A 26,017-nucleotide genomic window follows, 5' to 3' on the forward strand; every position below is an offset into this window, starting at 1 on the left:
CGACCCATGCGCACCATCACAGCAGAAACGGAAATCAGGCTCATGGGTGAAGTAGCATCGAGACATAGCCGTCGCGAGAGAGGCATGGGCGAACCGCATGAGGCGGTCACCCGTAAGCATAGCAACGCCTTGATCCTGGGAGTACTGTGCCTGATCACCATGCTGAGCCAGGCGGACCGGGTGATCATGTCCGTCGCCGGAGAGGCGGTAAAGGTGAGCCTAAACCTTACCGATACCCAATTGGGTTGGCTTGGTGGCCTCGCCTTTACTGTGCTTTACAGTATTATGGCCATACCGATTGCCCGCATAGCCGAGCGCGTCGATCGATGGCGGCTACTGACCGCATGCCTGCTTTTTTGGTCTGTGATGACAGCGCTTTGTGGAGCGGCGCGCAACTTCACCCATCTTTTCATGGCCCGGGCGGGTGTCGGCATCGGAGAAGCGGGCTGCTCACCTACTGCGCAATCGCTTGTGGCGGATTATTTTGGCAGCGAACGCAGGACCACAGCTATTGCCATTCTCATGAGCTTTATCAGCGTCGGGGGCGTCGTAGGTGCGGTTGCAGGAGGTCAGATCGTCGAGCATCTTGGTTGGCGCGAAGCTTTCTGGATCCTAGGCGCGGCAGGCATCGTGCTCGCGCTGATCTGCTTCATTCTGTTTCGCGATCCCTTTCGCGGTTCTTCAAACGATATCGACAATTCCGCTGAAGCCGTGCCGAGCCTCCTATCTGTTTGCCGGATCGTTCTGGGGACGCCGCAATCACGCCATATCGTCATTGCTGCTGCGTTGGTGCTGATTGCAAGTTTCTCGTTCGCGCAATTTTCAGCGCCCTATTTCATTCGACGCTATGGGCTTGGCTTTGGCGATGCCGGTCTCATGTACGGCGTGACGATGGGCGTATCGGGGGCACTGGGCAGCATCATGGGCGGCATGATTTGCGACCGGCTCCGATGGCTCGGCATGGCCAGGTTCGGTTTGGTTCCGGCAGCTGGGATGCTCATTGCCGCCCCACTGTTCATCATAGGTTTCCAACAGCCAACGGTTCTCATGGCCGCAGCGTTTATCGCGCCAGCGGCCGTTCTGAAAATGCTGTATGTCGGGCCGACATTCGGTCTCGTCCATGAGATGGTCGCACCCAGAATGCGGGCGACAGCGTCCGCCCTGGTTTTCATGATCATCGGACTGGTGGGAGGCATGGGACCGCTCTTAACGGGCTTCATCATAGACTTTCGGGCGGCGGGCTATTTCTCCTCCCAACTCCACGGAAGCTTCGTAGCAAGCTGTCCGGGCGGTCGTGCGCCACCCGGCAGCGGGGAGGCGTTGGTCCAAGCCTGCTCCAGTTCGCTCTCGTCGGCCACGAGCGACGCGCTGGTTGCTACATCCATCATCATGCTTTGGGCCGCGATCCATTATCTTTACGCCGGCTGGCGCCTTTGGGAAAGTGGCAAAAGCAAAGCTGCATGACCCGTAGACGGGTTGAATGAGGCGGACAGGCCCGATTGGCGCGCCGCCTCATTCAACTTCACGTGCTGGCCATGATTACACCGGAACGCCTGTGATCCTTATGCCAGCAGCCGGAACCTTGTAGCGGCGGTTGAGCGCTATCAGCACCGAGGTCAGAGCTTCAGCGACAACCGAGTTCGCCAGCACACCGGCGTTCCATGCGCGCAATCCGATGGCCTGGGCGAGCCCAACAACCTCGTCGGCCGCGCCCGCATCGTTCGCGCAGACCAGAACGTCGCAATCGAGCTCTGCGTCCAGGTGCGTGAGATGATGCGCAGAGATATTCTGGAATGCCGAAACGACGCGCACTTCGTCACCAAGCAGCCGCTGGATCGCCCCGACGGCCGATCCGCCTTCCGGCAACTGCACCATGCTGACCTTTGGCGGCACAAGCGGCACCGTCACGTCAATGAGAATCTTGCCGCCCAAAGCAGCACGAACATCCTCGACGGTTGATTTCTGCGCTGCATAGGGAACTGCCAGAACGACAATGTCGGCCGCCGCTGCTGCATCGGCATTGGCCATGCCTCGTGCCAGATCGGTTCCCAACCGTGCATTGATGTCGTCCGCCGCGGCAGAGGCGCGTTCCGCGGACCGGCCACCAATGACGACATGATAGCCCTGATGCGCCCAGCGCAGCGCCAGTCCGCCGCCCTCAGCGCCCGTGCCACCCAGAATGGCGATGGTTTTTCTGCTTTCCTGCGTCACTTTACAGTCTCTCCAATTGCATCATTGTGTTTACCTTGCGTTTGACCGGGGCCGTCAGAACGATGGGCTCGAGCGCTGCTGCGTCTTCGCCGCGCTGCTGCACGGCATCGCTGACCTCTCCATAGAGCGTGTCGCGCTGTCGCGCTTTCCTGCCCGCAGAGGCGATGAGCGCTTTCATTTCGCGGGGCGCGAGCTCCTGCCCATGCCGGGTCCCAGCAGCACGCGAGATGCTCTCGTTCATCAACGTTCCGCCGATGTCATTCGCGCCCGCTGCAAGGCAAGCAGCGACCCCGACCCGGCCCAACTTGACCCAGCTAGTCTGGATATTGGCGATGCGGCCATGCAGCACCAACCGTGCAACAGCGTGCATCAAAAGCACCTCTCGAAAAGTCGGGCCTCGTCTCGCCAGTCCCTTGAGCGCCATTGGCGCTTCCATATGGACGAAGGGCAACGGCACGAACTCGGTGAAGCCTCCGGTGCGGGATTGAAGATCGCGGATCGCGATCAGATGGCGCGCCTGATGTTCCAGCGTCTCCACATGCCCAAACATTATGGTTGCCGTGGTCCTAAACCCCGCTCGATGCGACGCTTCGGCGACATCAAGCCATTCACGCGTGCTGAGTTTGTCGGGACAGATTACGGCGCGGACCTCATCGTCGAGAATTTCAGCAGCCGTGCCAGGCAAGGTATTGAGCCCTGCCTCCTTCAACATCTTCAAATATGCGTCGATCGACAGACCAAGGGTGGCGGCCCCTTGCGTCACTTCCAGGGGAGAAAAGGCGTGAATGTGAATGCCGGGCACCGCATCGCGCACACTGCGCGCAAGCGAGAGATAGGTGTCACCTGTATAATGGGGGTGAATACCCCCCTGTAAACAGACCTCGGTGGCACCGCGCTCCCAGGCTTCGCGCGCGCGGCGCACCACCTCGTTTAGATCCAGGTCATAGGCCTTGCCGCGCAACGCTTCTGACTTGTCACCTTTTGAAAAAGCACAAAAGCCGCATTTGTAATTGCAGATGTTGGTATAATTGATGTTGCGGTTGACCACGAAAGCGACGGTATCGCCGCATGTTTCGCGACGCAGCAGATCGGCGGATCGACATACATAGTCCATGTCGATGTCGCGCGTCTCGAGTAGCGATACGACCTCCCTCTCACTCAACGCCTCTCTTGCGATGGCGCGACCGATAATCTTCTCTATTGCCGGTGAGACGATTTTAAGACGAGGCACAGTCCTGTGCGGATCGACCGTCATGCCCGGAGACCAGCAATCGGCCCGCCCCCATCCGGAGGCATCAGCCGATGCGCGCACGAGCGCGGCCATCTTGGGAGCCTGCCACCGATCAAGGCCCAGCAGTCCCCAAGCTGGATATGCCGGCAATCGCGGAACCAGGATGCGCTCATGCGCGGCAGTGGCGGCCGCAAGCCGTTCGATTTCGGGCCAGGGGGCTTCTGGGTTCACATGGTCGGGCGTGACGGGCGAGACACCACCCCAGTCATTTATCCCCGCCAAGATCAGACGGGGGAAATCTGCGGCTGACAAATTGGGAGGAGCCTGGATCGAGACGTTGGGCGGCATGATCATTCGCGCGGCCGCAATAGTCCAGAGCAGATCCTCCATATCGGGCTCAGGCGCATGCGCCATCACGGTTTTTGGCTTGGCGCGGAAATTCTGGACAATGACTTCCTGGATATGACCATAGGCCAGATGCAGATCCCGCAGCGTTTCAAGCGCCTCGATACGCTCTGCCCTGGTCTCGCCAATGCCGATCAGAATGCCACTGGTGAAGGGGACTTGCAGCTCCCCTGCCATACGGATGGTTTCGATCCGTGCGGCAGGATGCTTGTCGGGCGAGCGATAATGCGCCCCGCCTTTGGCGCAGAGACGCTCGGAAACCGTCTCGAGCATGAGGCCCTGACTGACTGACACCCCGCGCAATGCGAGCATCTCCTCCCGGTTCATGACGCCGGCATTGACGTGGGGCAAAAGCCCGACCTCTTGCGACACGGCCGCGCACATCTCGACCAGGTAGGAAATGGTGCTGGCGTGACCGAGCCGCTCCAATTCATCGCGCGCCGCCTTGAACCGTAATTCGGGCTTGTCGCCCAATGTGAAAAGGGCCTCGGTACAACCTGCAGCCTTACCTTCACGGGCTATGGCCAATACCTCCTCGCGCGTGAGATAGGCCGCCTGCCCTGCCTTGGGCGGCTGCGAAAATGTGCAGTAGTGACATAGGTTGCGACATAATTGCGTTAGCGGAATGAACACTTTGGGCGAATAGGTTTGCAGGCGGGGATGGGCCGCGTCGCGCCGACGGCGCGCGGCTGCGAGCAATGTCTCGAACGGCTCATCAAGCAGGTCGGCTCCTAAGGGAAGGTCCAAATTCTTCATGTTTCCGATCTTCTCGTACTCAGCCTCAGTTTCCGCCGGATGCCCCGGCGTTCTTGCCTGCTGGATCATTTCCCCTGCCAGATTGGCAGGCGCTTCTCGGCAAAGGCACGCGGGCCTTCACGCGCATCGGCTGAACGCATTACGATCGAGCCTTCTTGCTTGTTGGCTGCCCAGAAAGCAGCGTCAGAAGCAATTTTCCCCTCCACAATGCCCTTGGCTATCCTTTTGGTGGCCTGCACCGCCAGCGGCGCATTTGCGGCTATGGCCCGCGCCATCTTCATGGTGGCTGGCATCAGCTCGTCCAGGGGAACCACGCGGTTGGCCAAGCCCAGCTCCACTGCCCTTGCCGCCGAGATCGTGTCCCCTGTCAGCAGAAGTTCCATGGCGATTTTGGGGGGCAGTTGCTGCGCCAGGCGAAAGGCACCGCCAGCGGCGGCAAAGATACCGCGCCGGACTTCTGGCAAGCCGAATTCCGCATGCGCCGCGGCGATCACAAGATCGCTGGCCAAGGCAAGTTCGGTTCCCCCGCCAAGCGCGAACCCGTTGACCGCCGCAATGATGGGCTTGCCGATCGGATGACGGACAAAGCCTGCCCAGCCCCAGCTCTTCTGTTCGCGGTCGTCAGGCCAGTTGCTCTCGCCGCGCGCCATGGCCTTAAGGTCGGTGCCTGCGCAAAAGGCCTTATCGCCCGCTCCGGTTAGAACCACAACGCGCACGTCAGGATCGCTATCTGCCAGCTTGAGCGCATTTCCAAGACCAGCGTGCACAGCCGCGTTGACGGCATTGCGCGCATCGGGCCGATTGATCGTAATGATCAGGATATTGTCCTGTCGTTCGACCAGGACAGGCGCATCCACTTCTGCCATCTTACCCTCTCACCGGCGCTGTAGCGCGCATAAACTCATCATCCGGCCGCATCCCGTAAGCCGCCGTCGTCCGGTTCGTCATGTTGAACAGTCCCGCCAGTTCAACGACGTAGTAGATGGTCTCGTCATCCAGTCCTTCATTTTGGAGCGCCTGCATGTCCGCTCGTTCGATATGGCCGGGATGGCTCGTGAGCTTGACGCAAAAGTCAGCGATCGCCCGCTCCCGGCTGGACAGTGTGACCTGTCGGTAATTAATGCCGATACGGCGCGCACGACCATGATCGCCGATATGCTCACCGAGCAGATGTGTGTGGACGATAAGGCATGTGATGCAATGGTTCACCGCCGAAACGACAACTCCTATAAATTCGCGCTCGGCTAGATTGAGGCGACCATAATCCGGGTCGAAAAGAACCGGCAGCATGTAAGCGCCCTGACGTGCGCGGCCTTCCTTTTCAAAGGAGGATAGAATGGCGATAGCATGGCGTTCCGGCACCGGCAGCCCTTCCAGGCTGTCAGGATCGACCTCGCATCCCTTGCGCGGCGTTAGCCAGCCATAAGGGTCAGGCGCCTTGTAATATGGCCCCAGCGTCGCCTCGTCCATCCTCTCCATCACTCTCCTCCTCTTCGTCGTGGAACCGCGTCTTTTTCTGTGAATGTCGACGATCTTGTTCCCAGGCAGATCAGTCTGTCATGTTGATCGCGATCTTGCCGACATGCGTTCCGCTTTCCAGATGAAGGAGGGCGGCTCGAAAATCAGAGAAGCCGAATACGGAATCGATCACCGGCCGCATGTCGGTCGCCTGCATGGCCGCGAGAAGGGCCTCAAAGGAGAGCCGCGGCCCTACGGAGACGGGCTTGATATTGACTGAACGGATCTGCATCGCGATCGGCGAGACACCACCTTGTGTTCCTGTGACATAACCCACCAGCCCGATCTCGCCCCCGGCCCGGGTGCATGCCACCGAATGATTAATCGTGCCCGACCCACCGATTTCGATGACCTTGTCGACGCCCTTGCCGTCGGTCAGGTCCAATATCGGCTTCTCCCATTCAGGCGTATCGCGATAGTTTATCACCGCGCTGGCCCCCATTGACCTGAGCTTCTCGGCCTTCGCCTCCGATGATGTCAGCGCCAGCACGCGAGCGCCGAACATCCGGGCGATTTGGAGACCAAAGAGCGACACGCCACCTGTACCCTGGATCAGCACCGTCTGTCCCGGCGCGAGCGGCGCTGCGACGTGGAGCGCAGACCAGGCCGATACGGCCGCGCAGGGAAGCGAGGCAGCCTCGATGTAAGACAGGCTGTCGGGCAGATGGACGATCGCCCGCTCTTCGACGCGCACATATTCCGCAAGCATGCCATCGATCGTGGTGCCGATACTGTTAGACCGATACTCGGCGATATGCGGGCCACCCACCCAATCGCATACGCAATTGGCCGTCACCCGATCGCCGACCTTCACCCGCGCTACGTCAGACCCGATTGCAACCACGTCGCCAGCACCGTCTGAAAGTGGCACCAGATGATGCGCCAGGGGCCCCGGATAACTGCCCTTGGCAATGATCGTGTCGCGATAGTTGAGGGAAGCGGCGCGTACCTTGATCAGGACATCGCGCCGTCCAAGCTCGGGCACAGGCTCTTCGACCAGTTCCAGATCTTCGTATTGGCCAGGCTTGGTGACACGGATCGCCCTCATCAAATTCTTCCTTACAAGGATGTGTGATAAATTGCCCTGTTCAGGCCGCTGCTTGCAGAAAGCGGCAGCAGGAACAGTGCGTCCGGCGCACAATATGCGTACAATGATGGCCGGCGCGTACGCAGCCTGCAGCGATCATCCTTTTTTCCAAAACGCATGATTCCCCCTGCTCCAACGGCATATCATGTGGCGGATACGGAACGCACGGCCCCCGCTTCATCGCGCGGGCCGGCATGAACGACCGCGCAGCCGGTTGCGGAACCGTGAATTGCCCGGGCTAGCAACCGTCTAAGACCAGGGGATGGCCTCTTGCTCGGTTCGTACATGATGGCTCCTCTCGTCACCGGCGCGTTCAAACGCACTCGACTCTATTAACTTGACAGTCAGCAAGTTTTAGCAGCTTATTTGTCAGGCATCAATGATATTCGGAGCCAATCCGGATCGCCACGATTTAACCGAGAGGATCCGCGCATGGCAGCCATCGCCACAGCGGACAATGAGAGAGGACGCCGTCGCGGCGCAGGCAGATAAAATATGTCCCATAGATCTGATGACGTAAACTTCATGTTGGACGGGCATGTGGCGACGATAGAGCTATCACGGCCGCCGCATAATTATGTCGACGCCGCATCACTGACTTCCCTTGCTGACTGTTTCGCCAGCATGGATGCCAATGATGACGTTCGATGCATCCTGCTCACGTCGAGGGGAAAATCCTTCTGCGCAGGGGCCGACTTTTCAACCGACGAGGGTAGCGGCGATACAGCGCGAGAATTTTATATGGCCGCGTCGCGCCTGTTCGCCGGGCGCAAACCTGTCGTGGCTGCCATTCAGGGTGCTGCGATCGGTGCGGGCATGGGTCTGGCTTTGCTCGCAGACTTCCGCATTGCGACCCCTCAAGCGCGATTCTCCGCCAATTTCGTCAAACTGGGGATACATCCCGGCTTTGGCCTCACCCACAGCCTGCCCCGGTTGATAGGACAGCAGAAAGCGGCGATGCTTCTCTATACCGGCAGGCGGATTGACGGCAAGGAAGCCCAGCGGATCGGGCTGGTAGACAGCCTTGTTGAAGCGAGCGATCTTCATGATTGCGCTATGGCCCTGGCCCAGGAAATCGCGCAGGGGGCTCCGCTTGCCGTTATTGCGACCCGCGCGACGCTGCGAGATGGCCTGGCAGATGCGGTGAGCCGTCAGATGGCGCATGAAGCCAGCGAACAGGAGCGATTATTCGTGACGGACGATTTCAAAGAAGGGATGCGAGCCGTTGCCGAACGACGTCCCGGACATTTTTTTGCCCGTTAGAGCTTCCGGCTGCCAAAGCCATCAAGCCTGCTTCCGTTGGGTACTCAGGGCGCAAGCTGATTTGATGGGCCCATGCACGGCTTGTCAGTTTCGGTGGACGACAAGCTGGCCACGAAGGATTTCAATGAAGCTATCGACGATGAAGTCGAACTCAACATGGGCATCTGCATTCCTGTCGAGCAGTTGCCGATCGACATTACCGCGCACGAAGTCATATGCCACTTCGGCCACATGATCGGCACTAACAGTGCGCCTGATATCTCCGCTTTCCTGGCCAGCCAGAATGGATTTGCGGAATATATCCACCGTCTGGATGCGACGATCGCGATATAATCGCGCTACAGGTTCACGGAAAGCAGCTTCCCCCGCTATCCTGATGTACGCTGTGAATGCGGCGCCACTGCGATCTGGAATCGCCGCAACATAGCGGATCTGTCGCGCAAAACTTTCAAACCCCGATGGCTCGCTATCGAGCGATTGCAGCTCGTGGGAGATCGTTCCGATGATGTGCATTGCCAATGCGTTGAGCAATCCATCCTTATTGCCAAAATAGAAATTGACCAGCTCGTGGCTGCAGTCGGCTTTCCTACCGATATCCTGAAGAGAGAAGCGATCAAACCCGTTTTCGATGACAAGCTGCATCGCCGCTGACAATATTCTGCTGCGGGATTCTATCCTTCGCTGGGCCTGCGATCGCCTCGGAGGCTTGGGGGTCATCCGTCCCACGCGATGCCGTTACTGGTCTGCAAAGAAGCGCCAACATCATGACAGGCCTGGCCGAAGCGAAAATCAGATTTCATGAAGGGCGATGTCCAAAACCTTCATCCGGATTGGAGTTTCAACACCTAGCTACCAAATCCGACCGAAGGAGCTCTCCGTGCCCGGCACGATCCGTACATAGTATCTACACACGAAAAATGCCGAACACGGACCGTTATTTCCATTCAATCAGATTAGACAGAATAGCAAATGACGTGTTAGACGACCGATGTCTGATAACGATCAGCGCCTGATGTTCGGGAGCACATCCTCCACTGCATATCTGTAGCTCTCACCTGGCCGGCCATTCGAATCCGCCGTCCACAAAATGAGCTTGTCGATGCCAAGCTCGGACATTTCGAGCAACCGTTCAACGCAGCGCTGGGGATCACCAACAAGGCCGAATTTGTCGATGAATTCCGGATCGAGCGCTTGGGTCTGTTTGCTAACGTTCGCTCCATGATTTTTCATGTCGTAGGAGCTTGCGACGCGTTCCAGGTTTACGCGTTGTTCATCGGAGACCGGCCCCACAACCTTCTTGTTCATGATCGAAAAGCGGCTCATCGACGCGACCATGCCCTGTGCCAGTTCACGGGCGAAATCCACATTGGTGTGCGGATAAAATGGCACGATCGCCGCAAATTTCACAGAAGCAGGATCGCGCCCGTTCCGCTCCAATTCTGCTCTGGCTTCGGCCATGCCCCATTCGAGACGTTTTGTATCCCCCCGACGGCCAGCGCAATGCGGTCGGCATGCCGGGCAGCCATCGTTATGACCTTAGGCCCTGTTGCCACCACTTCAAACTCTGGCTTTACAAAGCCCTCGGGCAGCCATTTGAGCCGGCTCGTTTCAGGCGCGTTCGCGATCGCCAGATTGTCGAAATTCGTCGGCAGGCTCCCAAGGAAACTTGCAGCATCCTCACGCAGCACCTCTTCGCCGCGAAGATAGGCCTGTATCGTTGCGAGCGCCCGTTCGAAATAGGAAAGCGGGACCGGCGGAGCGCCGATATAGGCCAACGAGGAATCCCCACGCCCGATACTAAGCGTCATACGGCCTTGGGATGCAACCTGGAGCGAAGCGGCCGCGCTTGCGAGGACGGAAGGATGGCGGGTGGCAGGATTGCTCGTCCCAGTTCCCAGCTTCAATGTCGTTGTCTGCGCTGCGCACCATGTCAGAACGGTAAAGGCCTCAGCGGCGAGGGTTTGCGAATCCGCAAGGACCCCGCCATCCCAACCATCTGTTTCGAGACGCTTCGCGCGAACAGCAATCCCTCTCGGGTCCTGGCTACTGCCATCGGAAACAAGGGATGCCCAAACTTCAACGGTCATGATCTACTCCTATAATTACGAAGCTGCCGCACGCCAGGCGGACACCTCAGCGCGACCCGACGCTGCCGCGCTGGTTTGCGGGCTTAAACGCCAGTCCTGATAGATGGGGTCATCAGGGAAGAATTGGCCCCAGTTCGAGATTTCGGGTGCACTCATCAGATGCCAGCCCGGCTTGGCCTCGATTTCCCTGTTCCAGTCCCAAACGCAGACGCGATGCAACACTTTCCAGATGCCATCACGCTTTTCACACAAGTCGCGATAACGACCGCCTAGGAACATGGCAGAGCTATGATCGCGATAGGTCGTGACAACCAGGAACATGGCTTCTCGCTTGGCGAAATCGCCGCTCAACTCGCTGTAGACATTCGACACATGATGGTTACTGTTTATCAGCTTTGTTTTTGCCCTTATGGCCTCATCACACCAGTCATGGGCATTGCCGCGAAACCGGCCGTGATCGTCTGTCCCGTCCGGCCAATATGTCGACTTCATGAGGTCGACATCCATGCGATCGACTGCCCTGCAATATTGCATAAGATTGTCGGCAAGGGCCTGTTTGTCGTATAGAGTTTCTATCAGCTTTTCATCGGCCATATCCGCATCCTCCGTTATCTTCTGACGCTTTTATTTCGGGATATAGATGGATTTCGACTGGGTGAATTCGAGCAGGCCCGCCCGCCCGTTCTCCACCCCGATCCCTGATTGCTTGAACCCTGAGAAGGGAACATGCGGTGCCACCTGACGGTTCTGGTTGATCCAGATCGAGCCGGTATCCATCCGCTTTGCGATCGCGACCGCCGCGTCGATATCCTCAGACCAGACCGAACCGGCCAAACCATATTCGGAACAATTGGCTTGGTCGATCACGTCATCGATATCGCTAAAACGCATCATCGGCAGGACCGGACCAAATGCCTCCTCGCAAACGACCGCCGCATCCTCAGGCGGATTGTCGACCAGCGTCAAGGGAATGAAATAGCCTTCCCCCTGCGACACGCTGCTACCGCGCAGAAGCGTAAGCCCATTGGCCTCGGCATCCGCTATCAGCGCTGTAACCCTGCGATACTGCGCAAGATTTTGTACCGGCCCATGCGTGACGCCCGGCGTCTCCCCGTCGCCAACCACAGCGGCAAGGAGGCGGGCATGCAACCGGTCGCGCACTGCGTCGTAGATATCGGCGTGTACATAGAGCCGCTTGGTTGCGATGCAAACCTGAGCGCTGTTGAAAAAGGCGCCCGCAAACATGGCATCGGCGACCGTATCAGGGTCAGCGTCAGGCAGGACGATCGCGGCATCGTTGCCCCCCAATTCAAGCGTGATGCGCTTGAGATCACGCGACGCAGCCTCCATCACCTTCTTGCCGGTAGCTGTAGAGCCAGTGAAGGAAATTTTTGCAAAGCCGCTATGGGATGAGATGAGTGGTCCCAGCGCATCGTCGCCAGAAAGCACATTGAAAACGCCGGCGGGCAGGATATCCCTTGCAAGCTCGCCAAGCTTGAGCGCGCAGAGCGGCGTATAGGGCGACGGCTTTAGAACCACGGTATTGCCCGTCAACAACGCAGGGGCAATTTTCCAGATCGTCAGAAGGAAGGGGAAATTCCAGGGAACGATCGCCGCGACAACGCCAAAGGGAACATGATGCACCTCGACGCGACGCGTCGCACTGTCTTCCACCACCTCAACAGGTACGTCCTGCGCGACCACCGCCCGAAGCCAGGTCGCACCCGAGAGAATCTCGCGCGTGGCAAGTGCCAGTGGCCGACCCTGCTCGCGCGTGAACAACGCGCCAAACCCGGCAGCGTTCGCCTCGATCGCATCGGCCAATGCAAGCAGTGCCCGACGCCGCTCTACAATGGGAGTATCGCGCCATTGGGGAAAGGCAGTCTGCGCCGCATCGACGGCGCGATCAAGAAGCGCGGCGTCCGCTGCCGGGGCCGAGGCGAAGGCTTTTCCCGTCGCCGGGTTTATGACAGCGACCTGATCGGGGGTCACGATCCTGGCGCCAGCTATAGTGATCGTGAAATCATCGTCAAACGTCATCACCAACTCCGGATTGATGTGCAGGGCTGGCAATCCAAGCTCTGGCGAGGGTCCAGCCGCTTTTGGGGAAAGGGCAGGTCAGCGCGGAGCCATTCTGATGGCGCCATCAAGCCTGACGTCCTCACCGTTGAAATAGCCGCAGGTGATCATCGTTTCTGCCAGCTGGGCAAATTCCTGGGGCAGGCCTAGGCGCGGGGGAAACGGCACCGTAGCCGAAAGCTTGGCCTTAAACTCCTCGCTCGCTCGCGCGAACATCGGCGTGCTGAAAAGGCCAGGGAGAATGGTGTTGATCCGAATGGCTTCACGCGCAAGGTCGCGTGCGATAGGCAACGTCATGCCGACCACCCCGGCCTTGGAAGCTGCGTAGCCGACCTGTCCGACTTGACCGTCTTCGGCCGCAACTGACGCGGTATTGATGATAACGCCGCGATCTCCATCGGCGAGCGGCGCCAGGGTCATCATGCCGGCTGCGCTCTTGGTGATGCAGCGAAACGTTCCCAGCAGATTGATCTGGACGATCCGCTCGAAACTTTCGAGCGAATGGGTCGTAATCGCGCCGGTCTCACGATCGCGCGACGCGGTCCTGGCCTTGCCGCTCCCGATGCCGGCACAATTAACCAGAATGCGCTCCTGACCTATTGCTGCTCGCGCTGCTGCAAAGCCTTCATCCACCGAAAGAGCGGACGACACATCCACAGGACAGAAGATTCCGCCCAACTCTGCTGCCAAAGCTTCGCCGCGATCCCTGTCGAGGTCGAACAACGCAACCTTGACGCCATGTCCAGCCAGCCGGCGAGCAGTCGCTTCACCCAGCCCGCTTGCCCCGCCTGTGACGACGGCAGCAATATCCGATCCCAAAATCATACGCTCTTTCCTGTCAAAGGCCCGACGAGGTTTTCATTCATGCGCTCTTGCCGCAGTTGCGAGCGGCGCACCTTCCCCGCCTCGTCCCGCAATTGGAACTGGGTAAACTCAAAACTGCGCGGCAATTTGTAACTGACAAGCCGACTGCGCAGGAACGCGATCAAATCGTCAGCGCCCGGTCGGCTAGAAGACCCGTCATTCAATTTGACGATGGCGTGCACTGACGCGCCGAGATCCTCGTCAGGAAGACCTATAACGACAGCAGTCTCGACCGCAGGATGCTCCATGATCGCATTCTCGACCTCGGCAGGATAGATATTCGATCCGCCCGAAATGACGAGGTCGGTCCTGCGATCAGCGAGATAGAGATAGCCATCGGCATCAACCCAGCCGTGGTCGCCAAGCGATTCATAGTCGCTGGTACCAGAGGGCTGCTGCGCGCCGATATAATGATAGGCCTTTTGCGGATTATTGGGCTTCAACCAGACTTCGCCGATCGATCCGCTGGGCAGTTCGGCGCCTGCCTCGTCGAGAATGCGAACACTGCAATTTTTCGGTCTGCCAACAGAACCTTCGTGCAGCACCCACTCCGTGCCATTGATGGTTGTCGCCCCCACAGACTCAGTGCCCGCATAGGCCTCGTTGATTTTCTCCGCGCCGATCCAGTCGATCCAGGCATGTTTGAGCCAGCGCGGCATGGGCGCTGCCATGTGCCAGATATTGCGTAACGAAGACAGGTCGTAGCGCGCCTTTACGTCGTCCGGCAAACGCCATATGCGAAGCATCATGGTCGGCACGAAGTTGATGCTTGCAACGCCATGGCAATCGATGAGCCGCAACGTCTCTTCTGCGTCGAACTTTGCAAGATTGATCAGCGGATTGCCCTTGAAGAGGGCATTATGCGCCATCGAAAAGGGCGCGTTATGATAAAGCGGTCCCGGATTTAAAACCGTTTCACCGTCCGCAACCCCAAGATAAGTGGATTGACTATCGTACAGCGCGGGCTTGTGATCCACGATGATCTTGGGTCGCCCGGTCGACCCCCCTGATGACATGGCCTTCCAGTGCGAGGACACGATATCGGGCAACGGACCCTTGCCGGTTTCCGACAAGCCCCAGTCTGCTGAAATCGCGCCAACGCTTGACAGTCGATCCGCTTCGCTGGCGATCACCGCTGCCGGGCGCGCCAATTCGAGCATTGCAGCAAGTTCGGCTGCTGAACTGCGCCAGGATGCGGCATGGGGTACCGCGCCCAGTTTCCATATGGCAAATGTCCACTCAAAGAAGAGCAGCTCATTCTTGAGCGCAATGGTTACAAGATCATTTGCGCCCACGCCAAGCGCGGACAGCGCATAAGCGCGCCGCGTTGATCGCTCGTCGAGATCGCCCCAGCTAAGCGCCTCCTCGCCGACACGAACAGCTATAGTGTCCCGACCCAGCCGCGCCGCGTGGTGGTGCGGAATGTCGCGGAGCGGAATGGATGCCATGACCGCCCCCGCCTTATCGGATCGTCGTCTTGAGCGTGCCGCCCGCTATCAGCTCGACGACCGAACCGTCGGGTGCCCAAAGCGTCGTGTCGCCGACGTCGACCAGAGCAGGCCCCGACAAACGATGTCCAACCCGGAAATCGGCGGCTGCAAACACGGGAACATTCGTCGGTGCATCAGGCTGTAGATACACGTCCCGATGACTGATAGGCACCAGATTGGCGTCTTCAACCTGATCAAGCGACTGTGGCAAGACAGCCCGGATCGTCTTGCCGATGCCGGTCACGCGCAGCGTCGAAAGCTCGATCGGCGTCTTGGCAGTGATGCTGCTGGCCCCGAACTGCCGAATATAGCTGTCCTTGAAGCCCTGGAGCAAGCCTTGCGAATCCAGCTCCTCCTTTTCGAGCGTGAGGGTCAGCGATGCGTTCTGCCTGTGAAAACGCACCTCCGCCTCGCAATGGACCGAGCGACTATTGGGTTCGACATCCTGCGCAGCAAGATCTTCCTCGGCCCGTTCAATCAGTTCACGCAGGGTTTCATAGGCATCATTATTCTTAAGGGGCAAAAACTGATCGACCGCACGTGAACGCTCACGCCGAATATCTGCGGTAGCGGCCCCATAGGCTGACAAAACCGAAGCGAGTGCAGGCGTCAGAACCCAGGGCAGATCGAGTTCCTTTGCCATCGCAGTAGCAAATAGCGACCCTGATCCGCCAAAAGCGATCACACCATAGCGACGGGTATCAAGGCCACCGGACGATATGCGCGCGCGCATCGCCTTGCTCATTTCAGCCAGTGCAATCTCGCGGATGCCATGGGCAACAGCCATCGCATCCATGCCCAAACGCTCACCGACGCGTGCGCAGGCTGCCCGCGCACCCTCGACATCGAGCTGCATCCCACCACGATTGAACAATTCAGGATCGATATAGCCCAGCAAGACCATGGCGTCCGTCACCGTCGGCTCCGTGCCGCCCCGACCGTAGCAGACCGGCCCTGGCGTAGCGCGCGCCGATTGCGGTCCTACCCGCAAGAGACCGCGATCATCGATCCACGCAATCGAGCCACCGCCTGCACCTACCGACTCCACGTCGATTGCCGACTGTCCGATCACGATCCCGCCCAGCTCGGCGGTATGACGGCGTTCCGGCACACCGTTAGTGACGACAGCAACGTCGATGCTGGTGCCGCCCATGTCGCAGCAAATGGCGTCGGGCAAGCCCACTTTCATCGCCACTTCTCCAGCCGCAACAGAACCCGCTGCAGGGCCCGAAGACGCGAGCGCGAGAGGTGTCTGTCGCGCCTCCTGCGCGCTGATCGCGCCGCCGCCCGAATGCAGGAGGAGCATCGGGCATTGCAGGCCTAGCGCCCGCAATTGCTCTTCAAGTTCCTCGACGCCATCGAGCGCATCTGCCGCAAAAGCATTGAGCACTGCCAGAGTGGTCCGTTCATATTCACGCATGATCGGATGCAGGTCGGCGCCGCTATAGACCGGAATCTGCGGGAAATGTTCCCTGAGTAACGCTACCGCCTGTTGTTCGTGCGCCGGGTTGCGGAAAGACCAGAGAAAGGACACCGCAAGGGCATTCACGCCATTATGGGTTATCATATCCTGCGCCGCGGCCACGAGATCGCCTGCGACCAGAGGCCTGATGATCTCCCCTGCTCGATCGATCCGTTCTTCAATGCCGCGCACCGCTTCAGGCTCTACCGGCATCCAGAATTTTTCGATCCATCCCTCACGCACGTCGCGGTGATTGCGCATCGCGTGAAGGTGATTTTCAAAACCCTTCGTTGTGAGCAGACCGACCGTCCGACCCCTGCGCGTCGCCAGAACATTCGTGACCGCCGTGGTGCCAAGGCCGAACCGGGTTACACGACGCATGAGCTGAGCAGGCGTCAGTCCGGCATGTTCGGCCAGCATCGAGCAGGCACCCATCACGCCATCGCTAAAGCGTGCCGGATTGGTCGGCGACTTGGCTCTCCAGGTGGTTTGACCATCACTGCACACCGCGTCGGTAAATGTGCCGCCGACATCGATGCCGATGACGTAACCGGATTGCGTAGCAGCATAGTCACCCGCAGCGAGACTGGCATTCTCATTCACAAACATCACTCCCATATCCGACCAAAACATCTATCCAATCAAAGCATGGCTGTTGGGCGGCATCATCTCTTGCATCGGTCAATCAGGCTGTCAGCCGACTGCTTCGACCTGTTGCAGCACGTCCTGCGGGTGTGCGGCGTCCGTCCACCGTTTCGGCATAGAAGCCGAGCTGCACTCGTCGCCGGTGGGAACGACATCCACCAGAAGCAAATAACCCGTGACAGGATCGAGATAGGCCGTGATCTCGACGTCAGGATGGGTCACGACGAAATTGCTGATACGGGGGCACCCCTCGGTCCAGTGGGCCGGGCTGAGCGCCAGCGGCGTATCCGATCTGGCGCTCACGGCAACCGACCCGCGTTGCTCGATGCCGATAGCCAGCGGTCCAGCCGCACCTGTGGATGCTTCGCGCAAGCGGTCTGTCCAGGTCAGCGGATTGGGCGCTGGCGTCGCCTTCGCGAGCCGCTGCTTGAGAATGTCGGCCCGGCTCGCCTCTGTCGCTCCACGATCGCCTGTCACGACTCCATAGATCCCGGCCGCTTCCGCGCTGGTCATCAGTCCGCGGGCTACTTCGCGTTCGACCTGCGCGACATCACGCAACAGTGGATCGCCCCAGCCGCCGCCGTTGCTCACTTCGAGCATAAGCATATCGCCCTCGTCCAGACGAATACCGTCGGTATGGCAGGCCAGCGGCTCAACCTCTGCGTTGGCGGCGCGGCGCACATGGAAGCGCGTGATATTGCCTGGCAATCCGCCGGCGGAACCGGGAATGGGCAAGCGCTCGCGATTGCCCATGATGGTCAGACTCAGTTCCTTCGTGCCGGCGACGGAATAGGCGAGCGAGGTCGGCCGACCAGCCGAGAACTGGCCGCCACCGCCGGTACCCGACCGGAGCCTGCGCCATTCGAACATGATGGGATACCAGGACTCGAGGATCTCGACATCGACAAGGTCAATGAGCTGACCGCTGCCGACCAGCTCGCGGGAAAATTCTATGCCATCACGACAATGCGCCGCCGACGCGCCGCCCAACGCTCCTTCAAGCATGATCCAGCCTTGCGGCTCACCTTCCAGCCCTTTGCCTGAAAGAGTATGCAACGCAGAGCCGGAGCTTGACGGCGGTCCAGACAAATGGGTGCGTCCCCGCGCCTGCGGCGAAGCGGCCAATGCAAGGTTGAGCGCCCGCACGCCGACTTCCATCGCATTCTGCCCGACTTCAAGATGTGGGCCACCGATCGGCGCAGGAAGCTGGGCATCGACGATCGAACCAGGGTCGCACACCACGTCGAAGGCCCGGAAAATCCCCTCGTTGAACGGCAGGCCGCGCGCAAGGTAGGAGGAGATGCCGACACCCAAGAGGCTTTTGATAACATCTGGCTTGGAGTTGAAATAATGTTTCGTCTGACCCGACGCCCCGCGATAATTGAAGGTCAGATGGCCGCCTTCGACCTTGAGTTCACACGGAATGTGATAGAAATCATCAGTCCATTCCGTCCAGCTGCGCGCGATATAATATCCCGGCTCGAGCTCAGCGATCCGGCGGCGCACTTCAGCTTCGGTCAGGTCCGAAAGCGTGCTTACCACTTCGCCGAACACCAACTCGCCATAATCGCCCACGATCCGAAGAACCTGGCCGCACACCACGGTGGCCCCGGCGATCAAAGAGCGTAGGTCCATCTCCACAACATCGGGCAGTCGAATATTGTTACGCAGAATAGCGAAGATGTCATGCTGCTCCACCCCCTGGCGGAACAGCCTTACCGGCGGAAGACGAAAGGCTTCCTGATACACCTCGGTCGCAGACGTCGAGAAGGAGCCGGGCACCATGCCGCCCATATCCATCATATGGGCAGAAGCCCCGACCCACGCGACAATTGTGCCATCGACGAAAACGGGAATATGCACGATCACGTCCTGCGCGTGCAGACCTCCACCATTATAGGGATCGTTCACCAGGAACACATCGCCATCGGCAATCGTGTCGGCATGCACGTCGAGAATGGCGCGAATGCCATTGCCGCCGATGTGGAACGCAATCTGAACCTTTCCACCCCCGACAATCAGTTCGCCCTCAGCACTGTAAATGGCGCAGGAACAGTCTTTTGACTCCGCCACAACCGGGCTGATCGCATTGCGAATGATCGTACGGGCACCATCTTCGGCTATCGCCTCGAATTTGCACCGAAGGACTTCTAGGACAATGGGGTCGATCATGAGCTAATATCCGCCATTTTTTGTTCGAGGGAGCTGCGAGAACATGGACACTCAGAATCGCAGCGTTGCTTCGGCGCCGAAGGTGCGCGGCGCACCCCAGGTGCCGGTTTGCTGGAATGCCGAGCTCTGGAAGAAACCTGATGTCTTATATTTGGTGTCAGCAATGTTCTTTATGAAGGCGCGCAGCGTGAACTTGTCGCTCGCCGGCGAAAAGGACACAAAAGCATTTTGCAGGCTATAGGCGCCCTGCTTCAGCAACGGGGTGGCAAATTCGTCATAATAGACATTGCCGCTGAAGTAGGACTCCCCGCGCAAGACGATCTTTGCGCCACTCTGGAACTCATGCTCATATTCAAGGCCAACATTGACGGTGTAATTGGGTGCTCGGTTGAGCCAGTTGCCCTTGACATTGACGAAGGTCGATGTGGCAGCCGTACCGCACGCACCAAGGAATGCTGTATTGTTGCAGGTCGTGAAATCCGTATATTTGGCGCTCTGGACCATCCCTGCGGCATCGAATTTCAGACCATCTGTCAGGACTGCCTGAAATTGCGCTTCCACACCATAGATGCGAGACGCCGCTGCATTGCGGACCTGGAAGACGGACACGCCGTTGATCAGCGCGACATTCTGGACCTGGAGGTCGGAATAGTCGTAATAATATCCAGCCACATTGAGCCGTATGCGACCATTTGCCAGATCGCTTTTGATGCCGACCTCACCGCCCTTGATCTTTTCCGGATCATAAGGATTGACGGCCGTAACCTGGGAGGCGAATCCGCCAGATTTGAAGCCCTTTGAATATTGCGCGTAAGCCATGACGTCGTTTGCCAGATCGACCTGAATACCAAGCCGTGGCGTCCATGACTCGAACGAGGCCTTGGTCAAGGTCGGCGCAAGACCGGTAATCGTCGTGCCATTAGCCCGGTCTATGAAAAAAGATTGCAACGCTGACTTTTCGTCATGATTGAACCGAATGCCGGCAATCAGACGGACGCTGGGCGTTATTGAAAAAGTATGATCGGTAAAGACGGCATAGGATTTCGATTTTTGCAGGGTACTGAAACGAAGCCTCCCTGTCGAAAAAATCGTGAGATCCGTATTGATATCGGCCTTGTCGTCATAGTAGAAAAATCCCAAAATCGACTTCAGCCTGTCGTCGAAGAGACTTGCGTTCAGATTGAATTCTTGCGTGAACGTGTTGGTGTCGGTGACGAATGTCGTTGGCCCACGAAAAGGCGCGGTCGCGCTGCCGTCAGAATCGATCACCATGAACTGGTGATAATCCTGATAGGCCGTGATCGACTTGAGCGAGACCTCGTCCGTCAAATCCCAGTTGATCGTCCCGATTGCCTGATAATAGTCGCTGTCCAGCTTCGCATCGACATCCGTATAGGTTTCGTGCGCACGATAGGATTGTGGCTGACTTGCAGCGTTGATCGCTGCATTGAGCGATGGCGCAAACGGGAAAAAGGATGTCGAGGACTTGGAGCCAAGACCTATACCCTCGACAGAGACCGTCAGCCGATCGGTTGGTTTGAATTCGACCACCGCACGTCCGCCGACCACGCGATATTCTTCGAGACTGTCGCGCGGCGCATTAGCATTGAGGACTTTGGTAAAACCCTTCGACTGGTTGTCATACAGGCCGGTGATGCGCACACCAATCGTATCGCTGAGCGGCCCCGATACACTGCCCGCCACGCCATAACGATCATAATTGCCTACGCGCCCAGTGATCTCGCCTTCAAATTTGTCGCTCGGCCCGCGCAGCACGTAATTTACAGCGCCGCCAGTGGCGTTACGCCCATATAACGTACCCTGCGGGCCGGCCAGCACTTCGACGCGCTCAAGATCGACCATCGCGACATCGATGCTACGCGACCGCGGCTGATAGGCGCCATCGATATGGGTCGCGATCGAGGGGTCGTCCGTTCCCGAAGTAAGGCCGGTACTGATCCCGCGCAGCGTTATGAGATTTGTGCCAAAAAGATTGCCGACGACAAGCGATGGCACCTGGGACTGAAGATCCGATACGCTGCTAATCTGCCGAAGTTCGAGCGCCTCCTGCCCGATCGCCGTAACAGAGGCTGGCACGTCCTGAACATTCTCTGAGCGCTTTTGCGCTGTGACGACGATGTCGGCGATCCCGACTGCAGGTCGATCGGTGCGAGCTGCGTCCTGCGCCATCGCACCTGCAGACAGCGCCAGGAGAGACAGGCCACTGCTCGCCGTAAGCAAACCGATTTTTAGTTTCGCCTTCACCATCTCTCCATCTCCCTACATCCGTCCGTATTTGATCTATCTGGCGCCATCTTTTTTCTGGCTGCCAAGGTCGGCGGTGTGAGGGAAATTGACATCAAGTTTGCTGATCGTCAAGCATATACTTGTCATCTATCAAACAACTGTGCCGCAGCCCCGGGGCTTCAGGCAACAAGGCATTGCCGGCCAGACGGACGGCCCGTTAATCCTGCCTGCTAGACAAACAGCGCGATGGGCAAGGTGCAACCACCATAGTCACGCACGGAAATTTGGCTTCTCCATGCTACTGCCCCAGACCCAAGAAGACGCTGCTCCTGCAACAAACTTGACGGACATCAACCAAGATGGCAACTCATGGCCATTATCTAGCAAAGGCCCGCCTGTCGTCCCAGGAACCGACGCGCGATGCCCTAAAGGAAAGACGGCGCCTGAGTGCGCGCCGCGTTGGAGGATGCGAACGATGGTGCCTGCCGAGCACATAGCAGTTATCGTGGGAATCGGAGAGCGCGTCGAGCGATCACGAGACCCCTTGTCGGTTTGCGAGCCCACGAGAATGATCGCCAAAGCTCTTCAAAATGCCGACGCGGACGCGGGTGGCGGATGGCTCGAAAAGCTGGATTCGGTCGATCTGGTCGCGCTGACCAGCTGGCGCTACACAAATCCGGTCGGCGATATATGTGCCAAGGTCGGGATCGCGCCCGCCCTGGCGACAAACAGCCGCCGCGGTGGGGAAACACCTGTGCGTCTTTTGCATGAGGCTGCACTCGAGGTTGTTCGGGGCGAACACAGGGCCTGCGCGATCGTCGGTGGGGAAGCGACCAATGCACGCGCGCAAGCGCGTAAATCGGGCGCAAAGCTGCCTTGGTCGGACATGGCCCCATCAGACCAAAGCGCCCAATTTGCAGGACTTTCAACCGTTCGCAGTCCGCTGGCCGAACGCTATGCCATGCTGGATCCAGCCAGCATCTACCCGCTATACGAAACAGCAAGCCACGCTGCCTGGGACCTGTCTCCGGCGCAGGCCCATGATGAATCGGCCAAGCTATGGGCGCTTTACGCGCAGGCTGCCGGCGACAATCCATCCGCCTGGATGGAGACGCCGCCATCTGCCGAGACGATCGGGACCATCGGTCCGGATAATCGTCTGATCAACTGGCCCTACCCCAAGCTTATGGTCGCCAATCCGTCGGTGAACCAGGCATCGGCGTTCATCGTCACCACATTGGCCCATGCCAGGAACGCTGGTATCCCAGAGGATAAGCTCGTCTACATATTGGGCGGAGCGGCTGCAAACGAACCAGCGAATTTCCTCGACCGGGACCGATATGACCGCAGCACAGCGCAGGAGGCAGTCCTCAGCGCCGCTCTCGCGCAGGTCGGCGGCGTGGAAGAACTCACATTCATGGAACTGTACAGCTGTTTTCCGATCGTGCCCAAGATGGCGTTGCGCTTCATGGGCATTGAGCAGGACCAGGCCGCGCCAAGCGTGACCGGCGGCCTGACCTTTTTTGGCGGTCCGCTGCACAATTATATGAGCCATGCCATATGCGCGATGGTGCGCGCCTTGCGGGCGCATCCTCATTCGAGCGGCCTGCTTTACGGTCAGGGCGGCTATGTCACGAAGCACCACGCCCTGCTGCTTGGGTCAGATGCGCCGCAGGACACGTTAGCAGCCGACTGGTCGGTACAGGCAGAGGCCGACCGGAATCGAGGCCCCTCGCCGCAGGTTCGGGAGGACTATGCCGGCCCAGCTACGCTGGAGGCGTTTACCGTGCGCCACTCGCGAGATGGCGAGCCGGATCAGGGAATTGTCGTGGTTCGAACACCTGCGGGAGAACGAACCCTTGCCCGCGTGCCTGGGCACTACAGGGAAACTATTGACCTTCTCGAGGCGTGGGACCGCAGCCCCGTTGGTACCGATGGCATGATCACGCTTTGCGACGATGGCGATGCCGTCTGGCAGCCCCTTGCGACAACGCCCCTCAGTATCCGGAGACTGGAAGCATGATGAGCAGCGATGATCGGCCGTTGGCTGGCCTGCGCGTTCTTGACCTTGTGGAGGGAACGCTTGGCGCAATTGGCAGGATTTTGGGGGAATGGGGCGCACAAGTTGTTCGGATCGAGCCGCGTGCAGGCGGCAGGGATCGTTATGCAGGGGAGCAGGTAGGCGGAAACGCTCTTGGCTTTGCGGTCTCAAATCTGGGAAAGACATGCATTGCCCTGGATTTAGAGCGGCCTGACGATCGTAGCGAATTTGAAAATCTCGCGCGCGACTGTGATGTCTTAATAGAGGGATCGCAACTCCAGCGCTCCATGTCTTGGGACCTTGACATCGAGGCGCTCAGGCGCGCCAATCCGGGACTGGTCATACTTTCGCTCAGTGGCTTTGGGGCCAATACCAGTTTTAGCGCGTGGCAGGTCACCGATCCGGTGCTACACGCCATGAGCGGCGAACTATCCCGCTCCGGCCTGCCTGACCGGGAGCCTCTTTTGCCACCTGGAGAGCTTGCCCTGCACTGCGCGGCAGGACAGGCATTGCTCGCCATCCTCGCCGCGCGCTACGCCACTGTTACAGGCGGCAGCGGCGACTGGCTCGATATGTCGCTGCTCGACGGTGCAAGCGCGGCACTTGATCCAGGCTATGGCAGTTCTGGCAGTGCGGCCCAGGGGGTTCCTGCAAGCAAGCTGCCGAGGGGCCGACCCGAAGCCCGCTTCCAATATCCTATCATCGCCTGTGCGGACGGTTATGTGCGTATCTGCATGCTCGCGCCGCGCCAGTGGCAGGCGATGTACGAATGGCTCGGCAAACCGGAAGAATTTGCAGATCCATCCTTCAACACCCTGCGCGCGCGCTATAAATCAAAGACGCTCATACCGCGCATTGCCGCGCTATTTGCCAATAAGTCACAAGCCGCGCTGGAAGAGGAAGCACAGCGGCGCGGCCTCCCGCTCTCGCGCGTGATCGGGCTCGAGCAAGCGTTGTCGTCTCCACAATTTGTCAGCCGCGATGCTTTTGCCGACGTAGAAATCGCGCCAGGGCTCACAGTCGCGGTGCCCAATGGCCTTGTCGAATTTGACGGCGTCCGTGCGGGCATCATCGGCCCACCCCCGGCACTGGGCGATGGACAGGCCGTACGCGCGAAGCTGTGGCCCGATCGCCCTATGCCTGCCCGGACTTCTGCAGCATCGGCCAACAGGCTGCCGCTTTCGGGGCTTCGCGTGCTCGATCTGGGCGTGATCGTCGTCGGCGCGGAAACCGGCCGGCTGCTCGCGGACCTTGGCGCCGATGTGATCAAGGTGGAGAATGCGGGCTTTCCTGACGGAAGCCGCCAGACCCGGGGCGAGCCTATCAGCGTCAGCTTTGCTGTCGGCCACCGCAATCAGCGCAGCCTGGGCCTCAATCTGCGCTCACAGGAAGGCAAGGCCCTGTTCCTCGACTTTGCAGCAAAAGCCGATGTCATACTTTCCAACTTCAAGCCCGGCACATTGGCGTCGCTTGGCTTAGCGCCGGACATCCTGCTTGCCGCTAATCCCAGACTTGTCATCGTCGATAGTTCTGCATTTGGCCCTACTGGGCCAGAAAGCAGGCGCATGGGCTATGGCCCATTGGTTCGGGCTGCGGCAGGGTTAAGCCTGCAATGGCGCTACGCGGACGATCCGACAAGCTTTAGCGATGCCCTAACCGTCTATCCGGACCATGTTTGCGGTCGCATCGGCGCGGCAGGTGTCATCGCCTTGTTGCTGCGCCGCCTGCAGACCGGCCAGGGCGGCACTTTAAGCGTGGCGCAGGCCGAAGTCATGCTCGGGCATATGGCCACCGACATCGCCAGAATGTCGGCTCAAGCCCGCGGTCATGAAGTGAAATTGCAAACTGAAATCGCAGCGCCCTGGGGTGTCTATGCCTGCAAAGGCGACGACGAATGGTGCGTCGTTACGGTGCGCGATGACGCTGACAGACGTGCACTGTGCCATGCCATTGGGCGAGCCGACCTGCTTGATCGTCCCGCCGCATCTGCGGCCTCTGAGCAGCATATTGCCGGCAAGGCCCTTGATCTTGCCCTTCGCGACTGGGTGGCCCGTAGAGGTCCGGGTGAGGCAGCCCAAATGTTGCAGGCGGCCGGCGTTCCTGCCGGTGCCATGCAGCGCGTTTCCGATCTGCCGGCCCATCCCTATTTTTCCGAGCGCGGTTTTCTGCGACCCGTATCGCATCCGCAGATCGAGGAAACATTCTTCGCGGAAAATCTCCTGGTCGAAGCCTGCCAACTCGCCCGGCCACCACAAAGGCCTGCACCGATGCAAGGGCAGCATACTGCCGAGCTGGCACGAGAGTTGCTCGGCTTAAATGACCGTGTAATCGAGACGCTGACCGATCTCGGCGCGTTCGAGGTACAAGCGGGCATTGCGGTCGATGTCAGCCCCTGACCGACAAAGCGGATGCTGGAGGGACGAGGCAAAGCATTGTCCCTCCAGAGCGTAGCCTGGATC

The 26,017-nt window shown here is 59.1% G+C and carries 19 protein-coding genes; 4 read left to right on the plus strand and 15 right to left on the minus strand.

All coding sequences use genetic code 11. From position 1 onward, the window contains the following. Window positions 1-6: 6 nt before the first annotated feature. Window positions 7-1,464: a spinster family MFS transporter gene (locus U5A82_RS03210; RefSeq protein WP_326288575.1), complete on the plus strand. Its 1,458-nt coding sequence runs from the start codon at window positions 7-9 to the stop codon at window positions 1,462-1,464. 75 nt (window positions 1,465-1,539) lie between these two features. Here U5A82_RS03210 and npdG read toward each other — a convergent pair whose 3' ends face one another. The 5 genes from npdG to U5A82_RS03235 all read right to left on the minus strand — a co-directional run bounded on the left by npdG (window position 1,540) and on the right by U5A82_RS03235 (window position 7,262). After that, a complete protein-coding gene (gene npdG, locus U5A82_RS03215) occupies window positions 1,540-2,211 on the minus strand; it encodes an NADPH-dependent F420 reductase (protein WP_326288577.1) in 672 nt (223 codons plus the stop codon). A gap of 1 nt (window position 2,212) precedes the next feature. Further along, on the minus strand, window positions 2,213-4,603 hold the full coding sequence (gene cofH / locus U5A82_RS03220) for a 5-amino-6-(D-ribitylamino)uracil--L-tyrosine 4-hydroxyphenyl transferase CofH (RefSeq protein WP_326288794.1): 2,391 nt from the start codon (window positions 4,601-4,603) through the stop codon (window positions 2,213-2,215). Between the two features lie 65 nt (window positions 4,604-4,668). Beyond that, complete coding sequence (locus U5A82_RS03225) at window positions 4,669-5,469, minus strand: crotonase/enoyl-CoA hydratase family protein (protein WP_326288578.1); 801 nt, start codon at window positions 5,467-5,469, stop codon at window positions 4,669-4,671. 1 nt (window position 5,470) lies between these two features. Beyond that, window positions 5,471-6,073, minus strand: a complete 603-nt coding sequence (locus tag U5A82_RS03230) for a peroxidase-related enzyme (RefSeq protein ID WP_326288580.1) — start codon at window positions 6,071-6,073, stop codon at window positions 5,471-5,473. Window positions 6,074-6,152: 79 nt separating this feature from the next. Beyond that, entirely contained in the window at window positions 6,153-7,262 is a 1,110-nt protein-coding gene (locus U5A82_RS03235) for a zinc-dependent alcohol dehydrogenase family protein (protein WP_326288581.1), read from the minus strand. A 471-nt stretch (window positions 7,263-7,733) separates the two neighbouring features. Here U5A82_RS03235 and U5A82_RS03240 point away from each other — a divergent pair, with 471 nt between their 5' ends. After that, window positions 7,734-8,471: an enoyl-CoA hydratase/isomerase family protein gene (locus U5A82_RS03240; RefSeq protein ID WP_326288796.1), complete on the plus strand. Its 738-nt coding sequence runs from the start codon at window positions 7,734-7,736 to the stop codon at window positions 8,469-8,471. 84 nt (window positions 8,472-8,555) lie between these two features. On the opposite strand, the gene U5A82_RS03245 is transcribed toward U5A82_RS03240, so the two are convergent. The 10 genes from U5A82_RS03245 to U5A82_RS03290 form a co-directional block, all read right to left on the minus strand. After that, complete coding sequence (locus U5A82_RS03245) at window positions 8,556-9,188, minus strand: TetR/AcrR family transcriptional regulator (RefSeq protein ID WP_326288582.1); 633 nt, start codon at window positions 9,186-9,188, stop codon at window positions 8,556-8,558. A 285-nt stretch (window positions 9,189-9,473) separates the two neighbouring features. Further along, a complete protein-coding gene (locus U5A82_RS03250) occupies window positions 9,474-9,929 on the minus strand; it encodes an LLM class flavin-dependent oxidoreductase (RefSeq protein WP_326288584.1) in 456 nt (151 codons plus the stop codon). Then, window positions 9,875-10,558 (minus strand): LLM class flavin-dependent oxidoreductase, encoded by a 684-nt coding sequence (locus tag U5A82_RS03255; RefSeq protein WP_326288586.1) that lies wholly within the window; start codon window positions 10,556-10,558, stop codon window positions 9,875-9,877. The genes U5A82_RS03250 and U5A82_RS03255 overlap by 55 nt, the downstream gene beginning before the upstream one ends. 15 nt (window positions 10,559-10,573) lie before the next feature. Further along, the gene (locus U5A82_RS03260) at window positions 10,574-11,152 is read right to left on the minus strand and encodes a nuclear transport factor 2 family protein (protein ID WP_326288587.1); all 579 of its coding nucleotides are present in this window, start codon (window positions 11,150-11,152) and stop codon (window positions 10,574-10,576) included. Window positions 11,153-11,182: 30 nt separating this feature from the next. Next, window positions 11,183-12,598, minus strand: a complete 1,416-nt coding sequence (locus tag U5A82_RS03265) for an aldehyde dehydrogenase family protein (RefSeq protein WP_326288589.1) — start codon at window positions 12,596-12,598, stop codon at window positions 11,183-11,185. A 78-nt stretch (window positions 12,599-12,676) separates the two neighbouring features. Continuing rightward, complete coding sequence (locus U5A82_RS03270) at window positions 12,677-13,462, minus strand: SDR family NAD(P)-dependent oxidoreductase (RefSeq protein WP_326288590.1); 786 nt, start codon at window positions 13,460-13,462, stop codon at window positions 12,677-12,679. After that, a complete protein-coding gene (locus U5A82_RS03275; RefSeq protein ID WP_326288592.1) occupies window positions 13,459-14,949 on the minus strand; it encodes an AMP-binding protein in 1,491 nt (496 codons plus the stop codon). Before U5A82_RS03275 ends, U5A82_RS03270 begins: the two co-directional genes overlap by 4 nt. A 13-nt stretch (window positions 14,950-14,962) precedes the next feature. Beyond that, window positions 14,963-17,062 (minus strand): hydantoinase/oxoprolinase family protein, encoded by a 2,100-nt coding sequence (locus U5A82_RS03280; protein ID WP_326288798.1) that lies wholly within the window; start codon window positions 17,060-17,062, stop codon window positions 14,963-14,965. An 84-nt stretch (window positions 17,063-17,146) separates the two neighbouring features. Then, the gene (locus tag U5A82_RS03285; protein WP_326288594.1) at window positions 17,147-19,270 is read right to left on the minus strand and encodes a hydantoinase B/oxoprolinase family protein; all 2,124 of its coding nucleotides are present in this window, start codon (window positions 19,268-19,270) and stop codon (window positions 17,147-17,149) included. A 51-nt stretch (window positions 19,271-19,321) separates the two neighbouring features. Beyond that, window positions 19,322-21,538 (minus strand): TonB-dependent receptor, encoded by a 2,217-nt coding sequence (locus U5A82_RS03290; protein ID WP_326288595.1) that lies wholly within the window; start codon window positions 21,536-21,538, stop codon window positions 19,322-19,324. Window positions 21,539-22,085: 547 nt separating this feature from the next. Between U5A82_RS03290 and U5A82_RS03295 the strand changes: the two genes are divergently transcribed. Both U5A82_RS03295 and U5A82_RS03300 read left to right on the plus strand, forming a co-directional pair. Then, window positions 22,086-23,540 carry an acetyl-CoA acetyltransferase gene (locus U5A82_RS03295; protein WP_326288596.1) on the plus strand — a complete coding sequence of 485 codons (1,455 nt, stop codon included), beginning with the start codon at window positions 22,086-22,088 and terminating at the stop codon, window positions 23,538-23,540. Then, on the plus strand, window positions 23,537-25,954 hold the full coding sequence (locus U5A82_RS03300; protein ID WP_326288597.1) for a CaiB/BaiF CoA-transferase family protein: 2,418 nt from the start codon (window positions 23,537-23,539) through the stop codon (window positions 25,952-25,954). Before U5A82_RS03295 ends, U5A82_RS03300 begins: the two co-directional genes overlap by 4 nt. Window positions 25,955-26,017 lie beyond the last annotated feature (63 nt).

This window comes from Sphingobium sp. CR2-8, assembly GCF_035818615.1.
In the GTDB taxonomy this organism is placed as follows: domain Bacteria; phylum Pseudomonadota; class Alphaproteobacteria; order Sphingomonadales; family Sphingomonadaceae; genus Sphingobium.

Bases quoted from the DNA above. Each gene is read 5' to 3' on its own strand.
- U5A82_RS03210 (WP_326288575.1), top strand. From the start codon at position 7: ATGCGCACCATCACAGCAGAAACGGAAATCAGGCTCATGGGTGAAGTA.
- cofH (WP_326288794.1), bottom strand. From the start codon at position 4,603: ATGAAGAATTTGGACCTTCCCTTAGGAGCCGACCTGCTTGATGAGCCG.
- U5A82_RS03225 (WP_326288578.1), bottom strand. From the start codon at position 5,469: ATGGCAGAAGTGGATGCGCCTGTCCTGGTCGAACGACAGGACAATATC.
- U5A82_RS03230 (WP_326288580.1), bottom strand. From the start codon at position 6,073: ATGGACGAGGCGACGCTGGGGCCATATTACAAGGCGCCTGACCCTTAT.
- U5A82_RS03240 (WP_326288796.1), top strand. From the start codon at position 7,734: ATGTTGGACGGGCATGTGGCGACGATAGAGCTATCACGGCCGCCGCAT.
- U5A82_RS03245 (WP_326288582.1), bottom strand. From the start codon at position 9,188: ATGACCCCCAAGCCTCCGAGGCGATCGCAGGCCCAGCGAAGGATAGAA.
- U5A82_RS03250 (WP_326288584.1), bottom strand. From the start codon at position 9,929: ATGGCCGAAGCCAGAGCAGAATTGGAGCGGAACGGGCGCGATCCTGCT.
- U5A82_RS03255 (WP_326288586.1), bottom strand. From the start codon at position 10,558: ATGACCGTTGAAGTTTGGGCATCCCTTGTTTCCGATGGCAGTAGCCAG.
- U5A82_RS03260 (WP_326288587.1), bottom strand. From the start codon at position 11,152: ATGGCCGATGAAAAGCTGATAGAAACTCTATACGACAAACAGGCCCTT.
- U5A82_RS03265 (WP_326288589.1), bottom strand. From the start codon at position 12,598: ATGACGTTTGACGATGATTTCACGATCACTATAGCTGGCGCCAGGATC.
- U5A82_RS03270 (WP_326288590.1), bottom strand. From the start codon at position 13,462: ATGATTTTGGGATCGGATATTGCTGCCGTCGTCACAGGCGGGGCAAGC.
- U5A82_RS03275 (WP_326288592.1), bottom strand. From the start codon at position 14,949: ATGGCATCCATTCCGCTCCGCGACATTCCGCACCACCACGCGGCGCGG.
- U5A82_RS03280 (WP_326288798.1), bottom strand. From the start codon at position 17,062: ATGTTTGTGAATGAGAATGCCAGTCTCGCTGCGGGTGACTATGCTGCT.
- U5A82_RS03285 (WP_326288594.1), bottom strand. From the start codon at position 19,270: ATGATCGACCCCATTGTCCTAGAAGTCCTTCGGTGCAAATTCGAGGCG.
- U5A82_RS03290 (WP_326288595.1), bottom strand. From the start codon at position 21,538: ATGGTGAAGGCGAAACTAAAAATCGGTTTGCTTACGGCGAGCAGTGGC.
- U5A82_RS03295 (WP_326288596.1), top strand. From the start codon at position 22,086: ATGATCGCCAAAGCTCTTCAAAATGCCGACGCGGACGCGGGTGGCGGA.
- U5A82_RS03300 (WP_326288597.1), top strand. From the start codon at position 23,537: ATGATGAGCAGCGATGATCGGCCGTTGGCTGGCCTGCGCGTTCTTGAC.